Raw genomic sequence first — 8747 nt, forward strand, 5'->3', positions numbered from 1 at the left:
GCAGCGGCTCGACCCTTGCCCACAGCTCGTCGGAGACGACCCACGGAAGCTGCTGGCCCTTCCTCACGCCATGGTCAACACACCACTGCTCAACCGTATTCCAAGATCATTCTGTTAGGAGTTCTTAAGGTAGACGTGTGCTCACCACAATTGTCGGGTTGACCGGCGGCGTCGGTGCCGCCCTAATCGCCGCCTGGGCCACGACACGGGGACCGGGGCGCCGCAAGTCGCGGGTGAAGCTGGTGGACGTGGCTTTGCAGCGTCCTGATCCGGCCAAGGACGCCAAGGACGACCCGCCGGTCCTCGACGTCATGGTCCGCAACACCGGTGGTCAGCCAGCCGTCCTCAAGCGCCTGGTGGTACATGTCCACCAGGCGGTCCGGTTCGGTGACACGACCATGCGCATGCCCTACGACGCCGGCCCGGGGCATGTGGGCAAGGGCCTGGATGCCTCGGCGACGTACGAGGTCGAACTCCCGGACCCCGAGCACGCTGCCGACGCACCGATCATCGCCCCTCTCTCCCAGGTGGTTGCGCCGGGGGAGGCCGACCGGTTCCTGATCCGGCTCGCACGGCCGTTCGTCCTGGACTTGGTGGCATACCTGCTGCACCTGGAGATCCTGTATGACGAGAAGGGGCGAAAGGTGCGTTCAGACCCATTGGCGGTGGTGTACCCGCAGCGGATCGTCATCGCTTCGATCGAGGAGATCCGGCGCGAGATCCGCGGTTTCCAGCGATCGGTCGCCGAGATCCGCCAGGCGATCGACCGGGAGATGGCAGCCCGCAGTCGGTCCGCGCCGGACTGGCTCACCGCGCCTCCCCGGCATCGGGACGACCTGCCGCGCGGCCTGGTGTCCGTGGAGGGCAACGGCAACATCTTCGACAGCGGGACCGATGGCGTCTACATCGTGAATGAGCACTTCTGGAACCCGGAGCAGACGATCCGCCGCTACCTGGACGACATCGCGCAGCGGTACCGGACCGTCGTCGGGATCTGCACTTCGGCCAGTGTCCTGCCCAAGTTCCTGAGCAAGGCGCTGCCGCGCATCAACGCCACCCTCTCACAGCTTCCCGCGCTCTACGCGGATGTCCACGTGTCGCCGAAGAGGGATACCGGTCAGGCGCCCGCGCCCGGCGGCTCCATCGACGTGCTGGAACGCCTGATCGGGTCGGAGGCACTGCAGAACTTGCGGGCACGCGCCGACGCAGGCGACCAGAAGGCGGCCGGGGAGTTACGGGCGGCTATGGGTCAAGCCGACAAGATAGAACGGCTGGACGCCGGGAGTCCCGAATCCCTCGCGGCCAGGGAGACGTTGATCCTCTGGCGGGCGAACTGGGATGTCCCAGGCGCGGCGGAGGCCTTGACCGAACTCCTGCGAGACCAGGTGAGAATCGTCGGTCCTGATCACCCGGCCCCTCTTCGTTCCCGGCACTACCTGGCCAAGTGGGAGGGCGAGCAGGGGCACGCCGCCGGCGCTGTGGCAGCTTTCGCCGAGATCGTCCAGGACTGTGCACGAGTCCTCGGCCCGGACGACTCGGCCACCCTGGACAGCAGGAGCGAACTCGCGCGCTGGCAGGCGGCGGCGGGGAGTCCTGCCGAGGCCGTCGAGGCGTTCGCCGCACTCGTCGCCGATCGGACGCGGCTCCAGGGCAGCGACCATCTCCGCACCTTCCATGCCCGGCACAACCTGGCCCAATGTCTCGGGAAGGCGGGGCGCGTCGCCGAGGCTGTCGAGGCGTTCATCCAGCTTGTCGGAGACCTGAACCTCGTGCTCGGTCCTGACCATCCCCAGACCATCGCCAGTCTGCGCGCGTTGGCCGAGTGGCTGGAGCAAACACGGCGGGACAGCGCAGACGACGAGTAGCGCGCATCTCGGCCCGAATGCGCCGCCGCCAGCGCCCGCGCCGCTGCCACGTCCATCTCGGCCGCCAGGGTTACCACCGCCCGACGCGGCACCAGCACTTTCCGCAACCGGCGTTCGTGGATCTCCAACGCACCCGTGATGATCACCCGCTGCTCCAGGTTCAGGCCGCGCTGCGCCGACACCATCTCGCGCACTGTTCCGTACCGGGTTTGATGGAGACCATGCGGTGCGCCGGGATTCCTGGAGACTCTGATGCGTCATCCTGGGGTACCGGTCCGGAGCGAGTTACATCGTGCGCGTCGTGAGGAAGCGTGGCGTCGGTCGGTTGCCGATGACGACGGCTGCTATGACGTGGCGTGGTGACGCATGGTCGGTTGGCGTGTAGGAGCGGGTCCAGGCGCAGTCGATCAAGGATCGCGTGCCGTGTCGGTGGTCGCTGATGTCGAGGACCAGTAGTTGGCTGAAGGGGATGTTGGAGCCTGAGTACTCGGCCGCTTGGGCCAGGTACTGGTCCAGGTTCTCCTGGCTTGCATCGGTTTCTTCTCGTTTGACCTCTGTGCTGAGCACGATCTCGCCGATGCGGATGTGAACGTCGGTACGACCGGTGCTGACTTTGCTGACTTCGGTGTGTACGCGACCGGCGAGTTCCCATGGGGCCGCAAGCCAGATGTGGAACTCCTGTTGCAAGTCGGCTTCGACCGGAGGTTTCTCTCCCGGCTTGATCTTCTTGATGATGTCCTTCATGCCCGGGGCGAGTGGCCCGCCGCGGTTGTAGCGGTCGAGCAGGAAGGTGAGTGTGCGTTCCAACAGCGCGATGACCGCTGCACGTGCCTCGCCGATGAAACGCGGGTCGCGCTCTAGTCGGTCGACGATGTCTGTGCGCATTGCGGACAGGACGGGGTGTTCGGCGGCTGGTGGTGCGGCTGCGCGTACGAGTGTGTCGAGAGCTGCGAGGTCGACGTCGTCGAGCGTGGCGAGCAGATGGGATCGGACGATGGGGGCGAGGCGCAGCAGTGACGGGGCGGTGCGCTGTAGACGGGCTCCGTCGGGCTCCGCATCGTCATCTGTGGTGAGAGTGCTTCGGTGCTGGTGACGTTCCCTGTTGCGGATGGCGCCCAGGAGGGCGTCCGCAGAGGCTGGTAGGACCGGTTGCGGGCGTTTCCGGTCCGCTTCCACGGCTCGTTTCAGCTGGTCGAGTAGTGCGGCGTTTTCCGCTACGGCGTTCTCGATGACCGGTTTGATCACTGTGGACAGACCTGTGGTTACCTGGGGCATCCGCGGGCGTTCGGCTTCGTAGACCTTGCCGAGTTCGGCTATAGCGGTCCAGGTGTCCAGCCAGGTGGCCTCGGCGAGGCGGTCGCTGGCGGTACGGAGGTCCAGGACGAGGTTGAGCCAGGCCGTTTCGGCGTCGAGGCGATGTAGACGCCAGTCCGGGAGGTGGGTGTTGAGGTGCCATGCGCGGCGTTGCCGGAGTAGTTGCTCCAGTTCGACGGACGCAGCCTGCACGGCTTCTCGGTCGCGGCGGGCGAAGGCGATGACGGCTCGACATGCCTGCCGGTAGACCGCGGCGTCGTCACGGCCTTCTTCCGAGTTGCCGACTGTGGTGAAGAGTTGCTCGGCAGCTTGGACACCCGTCAGTACGGTGGGTTCGTCGGTGGCGTTCAAGGCTGCTCGCAGAGCGTCGCAGCCGAGTTCGAACGTGGCGTCGGCATCGGCGCCGAGGTCGTCCAGTTCGGTGAGCCGTTGCAGTGTGGTGCGCAGAGGGTGGGTGAGTGCGTCATCGCCCGCCCAGGTGTCGAGTGCGGCTCCGAGGAGGCGGGGCAGTGCCTCCACGTAGTCCGAAGGCATCTGGTCGACACGGCGGGTCAGCCGGTCCAGCACGAGGTAGGGGGTCGTGGTGCCCGACAGTGCGACGCGCAGCGCTCCTTCCAGCCGGGCGGCAGCGAGGTGAGGGTGGTCGGAGACGAGGGCGTCGAAGTCGCGCAGCATGGCGTCGTGCAGGCCAGGTCCGGCCACCGCGGTCGTGGCCGGGGTCGCCAGGAGGATGTCGATGGTGTCGGCCAGCGCCAGGACGCTGCTCTGCGCTGCTGTACCGGTGGCGAATGAGCGCACTGTGGAGGTCCATGTTCCGGCAGTGTCGTCGGCCATGGCGGTTGCGAGTACACCGGCGGCCAGTGGCGCGACCGCAGTGCTGGCGAGTTCGGTCAGTTGCTGGGCCACTTGGTCGGACTGGCCGAGTTCGTCCACTGTGGGGATCCGGCCGGTACTGGCCGCCTGAATCAGGCGTTCCTGTGTGCTGGCCGGCGTCACCACAACGCGTCACGTCCCTCCGGTGGCGCGAGGATCGCCTCGTCGGGAAGTCTACCCACCGGTAGGGTCATGTCGGCCGTGGTGGTCAGCATCTGCAACTCTGGAGTCTCGCGGGCGATGCCGATCAGTTCTGCCAGGATCGCGTGTGCGTCCTCCTCCTGCACTTCTTCGGCGCGGAGGCTGTCGAGCATGAGCAGGCCGGGATGTGTTGCGATCCCCAGTCGGGCTCCTACGCGGAGCAACGCGATCACGGTGGCGATGCGCAGCCTGAGGCGTTCGCCGGGGCTTTGGCCGGAGAAGCTGTCGGGTTTCGCGCCGCCTTTGCTGATCGCCAGCGCAGCCCTCCGGTCGATCTTGACCTGTTGCACCGAGGCGATACCGAAGCGTCTGGCCAAGGCCGCGATCTCGGGGCCGAGTTCGGCGAACAGTCGCACCGAGGCAGCCATGAGGTCGGCTTCAAGAATCTCCGCCAGGGCGCGCAGTACACGCAGCTCGATCGAGTCCTTGGTTGTCCCGGAAGGGACGGTCTCCTCGACGGATGGTTGCAGGATTTCCAGGGCGCCCTGGGCACGGGCGATCTCCCGCTCCAGTTCGGCGCGTTTCGTGGCGGTGCCGGCTTGCTGGGCGTCGCGAAGCTCGGCTTCCGCAGCGGCGAGCCGCCCGGTCAATCGTCGGATGACCTCATCGGTGGTCGACAAGGTTTCGCTCGCAGCGTTCTCTGCCCGCTGGGACGCGGCGACGGCGTCGAGGAGTTCCTGGAGGAGTTCTTCGTCCTCGTTTTCCTGGACGTCGATCGGCGAGGTGCACACCGCGCAGTGGTGTCGATCGGCTTCCGCTGTACGGCGCTCGGCGGTGACCGGTGCTTCGCACCGCGGGCAGGTTTGCGGGTCCAAGCCGTGAAACAGCCGCCGTGCCACTGCGGACTCACGCACGTCGTTGAGCCTGCGCTGGTCGGCCTGCCGTGCCGCTCGGGCCTGCCGATGCGCCACATCGGCTGCCCGCCGGTCGGCACCGGCATCGGCGAGTTGCAGCGACAGCGCCGTCACGCGTTCGGCGGCTTCGGTCGCCGAAGGTACGGCCGATTCGGCGAGCAGATCGGTCAGCGACTGCTGCGCCGTTTTGAGGCGCTGCTGCTGTTCGGCTCGCCGTGCCCGGTCGAGGTCGGCGGCGGTCTTGACCAGATCGAGTTGCTTGTTGTGCTCGGCTGACAGCCGGTCACGGGCCGCTTTGACCCGTGTCAGCAGTGCGGCGCCGGGAAGGTCGAGGAACACCTCCAGCAGCCGTCCCGCCAAGCCGGCGAATGCCGTCTCGCCGATCAGGACCTTCTCGCCACCGGCCGGTGGGTACACGGCGCCGAAGTAGGCGGGCCACGAGTGGGTCTGCACCACGCCGGTCTTCGAGGCGTAGGCGAGGATGGGTTCCAGGCCGAGCCGGTCGAGCATGAACGCCTGGATCTCGGCCTCGTACTCGGCGTTCGATCGAGCGCGGGCGATGACAACCGCGTTGCCGGGGCTGTGGCCGCGGGCTGCGGCCAAGTCCTCGATGCTGTTGGTCTTCAGGATGACGGCGTCGGCGATCGCACCGTCGTGCAGGCGCATGCGGACGCCGTGCGGGACATCGTTGACCAGCACGTCGCATTCGACACCCTCCAACCAGGAGATCACGTCCTGCTGCAACGCCTTGGGCGTCCCACGCAGGCACCAGGTGATCAACTCCAGCAGGCTGGTCTTGCCTTTGAGGTTCGGTGCGATCGCCATCACCAGCCCACGGGGAATCCGGAGGGTGGTGTCGAAGGGGCCGCTTTCGGGGATGTCACGCTTGTGTCCCCACAGCCGCAGTCTCAACACCCGAAGGCTGCGCGGAGCAGCGGGGATCGGAGAGGCCGGCACTCCGTGGGACGCGAAGACCGCCTCGACCGCTGGCGCGTCGATCTCCGAACTGGCGGCGACCCGCGTGGCCAAGCGTCTGGTGTCTGCGGAAGGCGTTGCCGTCGTCATCGCACCTCCACTGCGGGTTCGGTATCGGTCAGCATGCGGGCGATCCGCTGTCGCACCCTGGCTGCGATCGGACGGATATGCTGATTCCACTCGGTTTCCAGATACTCCTGCTGTTGGTATTGGATGGCCTTCAACTGGCTACCGCTCAACCCTTTCGTCACTTGGGTCAGTAAGGCGACGCGGGTGACGTAGTAACTCAACTCGGGTACGTCAGTGATCAGATCCGTGGTCACTCGACGGCCGTGTTCGGTGATGTAGTAGTTGTGCTGTCTGGTGTGGTCGGTGCTGCCCTCGCGACGTCGATGCGCCAGCCCTGCCGCTGCGAGCACCGACAGCGCCCCGTCCAAGGGCTCGTACGCGCCGAACCGGTAGCGCAACATCGGATAGTTGCGTATCTCCGGTTCTTCGGAGTCCATGATCCGCTGGGCTTCGACGAGCAGGGCGTGATCGCCGTGTCCGTCGTGTAGGTCGAGCAGCCAGTTGGCGAAGTAGTCGGGGTTGCGCAGCCAGAAGTCGAGCGCCTGCAGGGCCATCTGCGTCCGCAGCACCGCGACTGCCCCATGCGGCACATGAGGCGGAGGCGGCTGAGGAAGGTCTTCGGCCGCGCCGTTGACGAGAAGCAACAGGCGCACCGCATCCTGCACGCGACTGGTGGTCGCCGCACGCTCCGTGTCACCCTCCCGGTCTACCGGGCCTCCCACAGGACTGGACATCCGGTGATTCTGCGACACCCGACCGGGTGGAAACCACACCCGAACGATAATTACGACGAACGAGTGAACGGCTGTAACGCGAGCGGCGCCCGAATCGAACAACCTTGGTTCGGGTGTCGGAGGCTGTTCTTCGGGCAATATCTTCGTGGTGAAAAGGTGTGTCGATCGGTCGGTTCCGGCGTGACGCGCGCGTCTTCGGAGTGGTGAAATTTGCGACCAGTCAATGCCATTGGCGCTTTCGGCCGGGTAATGGCGAGTGTCAACGCAGGTAGGTCGGCAACAGTGCATCGTGAACCACCGTCATGTGCTACCCGCTGGGCCTGCTGTCGACATGGGTGCATACCTTCGCAGTCGTCACCGGCTGGGGTTAGGGTGGGGCATGGCCTCTCCTGCTGCGTCGATGCCGTCCGGTGGCGAGCCGGTGGCGCCTGCGGCTGATCCGGTGGCGATCCGGGCTGCTCTGACGCCGATGCTGGTGGGGGAGTTCGATCGCGAGTGGGAGTTGGTGCTGGAGCGGGCCAAGGTGTCGAAGGATCTGGCCGGGGTGCGGGAGCTGTTGGGTAAGTGGCGGCACATCGCCTACGGCGAGTTGCGCGACCCGGGCTCGTACTACCGGATGTTGGCCAAGGCCGAGCAGGTCCAGCGTCTGGGTGCCAATCCGGACGCGGTGTCGTTGGAGGAGATGAAGGCGCTGCTGCGCGGGCGTCAGGGGCGGGCCGAGTAGCCGGTGTATCGCGTCGTGCCCGACGCGGCGACGTTGGAGCAGGTCGCCGCGCTGCCTGTGAAGGCGCTGTCGGTGTATGCCGAGGTGCTGGCGGTGTTGGAGTTGCAGCCGTGGAACGGCCGTCCGCAGCACGAGGACAATCCCGGCGCGGCGGTGCGGTATTGGAGCTTCGGGCCGGATAGGGCTGGTCAGGTGGTGTATCTGATTCTGGAGGAGCAGCGCGAGGTGCACCTGTTGCTGGTGCAGTGGCTGGGCTGATCCGGTCGGCGCGTTTCGGCGGGTGACGGGCTCCGTGCCGGTCTGCGCACCAAGCTGGGTGTGCAGGGCTGTTCGGGGGTATGTCCTGCTCCGTGCGGGTGGCGGTCGGTGGTGTCGCTGTCATGGTCGCGGTCGAGTGTGGTCCCAGGGGTGTTGTGTCCCTCGACTGAAGGTGTCGCACTCATGACGACCAGCGCTTCTATGGATGATCAGAGCTTGTTGGACTGCTGGTTGCAGACCAAGCAGTGCGAGAGTGAGCGGAGGCATTCTCCGGACCCGAACGTCGACCTGGGGTTGCGGTTTGCCTTCTACGGGCGGATGTCGACCTCGGAGTATCAGGACCGACGTTCCTCGCGATTGTGGCAGCGGGAGGTGTGCGAGCGTCTGGTCGCCGGGCACGGGGTGATCGTGGCGGAGTTCTTCGACGAGGGCGCCTCCCGATGTCGCCGATGGTGCAACCGACCGGAGGCGTCCCGGTTGCTGGAGGCGGTGGCCGACCCGGACCGGGGGTTCGACGCGATCGTGGTGGGCGAGTACGAGCGGGCGTTCTGCGGGCGTCAGTTCGATGAGCTGGTGCCGCTGCTGCGTGCCGCAGGGGTGCAGGTGTGGCTGCCCGAGGTCGGCGGCCGGGTGGACCTGGGTGACGGTGAACACCGCCGGTTGATGACGTTTCTGGGTGCGCAGTCGCAGCGGGAGGTGATCCGGGCCCGCAACCGGGCGCTGGCGTCGATGAAGGCCCAGGCCGAGCTGGGTCGCTACCGATCTTTTCGTTTCGGGGTGACGGTTGCTCTTGCCGGTGGGTGTATGCCGGTGGGTGTATGCCGGTGGGTGTATGCCGGTGGGATGCGGTATTCCGATGGTGGTGGTCTGACCGCGGAGC

The 8747-nt window shown here is 66.6% G+C and carries 7 protein-coding genes; 4 read left to right on the top strand and 3 right to left on the bottom strand.

Going from position 1 to position 8747, the window contains the following annotated elements; translation table 11 throughout:
* The first annotated feature begins 137 nt into the window (after window positions 1-137).
* A complete protein-coding gene (locus FM051_RS49020) occupies window positions 138-1865 on the top strand; it encodes a tetratricopeptide repeat protein (protein ID WP_158854732.1) in 1728 nt (575 codons plus the stop codon).
* A gap of 285 nt (window positions 1866-2150) precedes the next feature.
* On the opposite strand, the gene FM051_RS49025 is transcribed toward FM051_RS49020, so the two are convergent.
* Genes FM051_RS49025 through FM051_RS49035 form a run of 3 tightly spaced genes read right to left on the bottom strand, consistent with a single transcriptional unit; the run spans window position 2151 to window position 6885 of the window.
* Complete coding sequence (locus tag FM051_RS49025; RefSeq protein ID WP_158854734.1) at window positions 2151-4175, bottom strand: hypothetical protein; 2025 nt, start codon at window positions 4173-4175, stop codon at window positions 2151-2153.
* Window positions 4172-6172, bottom strand: a complete 2001-nt coding sequence (locus tag FM051_RS49030) for a hypothetical protein (protein WP_158854736.1) — start codon at window positions 6170-6172, stop codon at window positions 4172-4174. The genes FM051_RS49025 and FM051_RS49030 overlap by 4 nt, the downstream gene beginning before the upstream one ends.
* Complete coding sequence (locus tag FM051_RS49035) at window positions 6169-6885, bottom strand: hypothetical protein (RefSeq protein ID WP_158854738.1); 717 nt, start codon at window positions 6883-6885, stop codon at window positions 6169-6171. The genes FM051_RS49030 and FM051_RS49035 overlap by 4 nt, the downstream gene beginning before the upstream one ends.
* A gap of 379 nt (window positions 6886-7264) precedes the next feature.
* Between FM051_RS49035 and FM051_RS49040 the strand changes: the two genes are divergently transcribed.
* From FM051_RS49040 to FM051_RS49050, 3 genes are all read left to right on the top strand, one after another.
* The gene (locus FM051_RS49040; protein WP_158854740.1) at window positions 7265-7609 is read left to right on the top strand and encodes a DUF6247 family protein; all 345 of its coding nucleotides are present in this window, start codon (window positions 7265-7267) and stop codon (window positions 7607-7609) included.
* 3 nt (window positions 7610-7612) lie between these two features.
* Complete coding sequence (locus tag FM051_RS49045) at window positions 7613-7867, top strand: hypothetical protein (RefSeq protein WP_238413249.1); 255 nt, start codon at window positions 7613-7615, stop codon at window positions 7865-7867.
* 318 nt (window positions 7868-8185) lie between these two features.
* Window positions 8186-8747 (top strand): recombinase family protein (locus FM051_RS49050; protein ID WP_238413250.1); only part of this gene is annotated, 562 nt, incomplete at its 3' end.

The organism is Saccharothrix deserti, from assembly GCF_009769385.1.
Taxonomy (GTDB): Bacteria; Actinomycetota; Actinomycetes; order Mycobacteriales; family Pseudonocardiaceae; genus Actinosynnema; species Actinosynnema deserti.

Coding starts and splice junctions, on each gene's coding strand:
- FM051_RS49035 (WP_158854738.1), bottom strand. CDS start 6,885: ATGTCCAGTCCTGTGGGAGGCCCGGTAGACCGGGAGGGTGACACGGAG.
- FM051_RS49040 (WP_158854740.1), top strand. CDS start 7,265: ATGGCCTCTCCTGCTGCGTCGATGCCGTCCGGTGGCGAGCCGGTGGCG.
- FM051_RS49030 (WP_158854736.1), bottom strand. CDS start 6,172: ATGACGACGGCAACGCCTTCCGCAGACACCAGACGCTTGGCCACGCGG.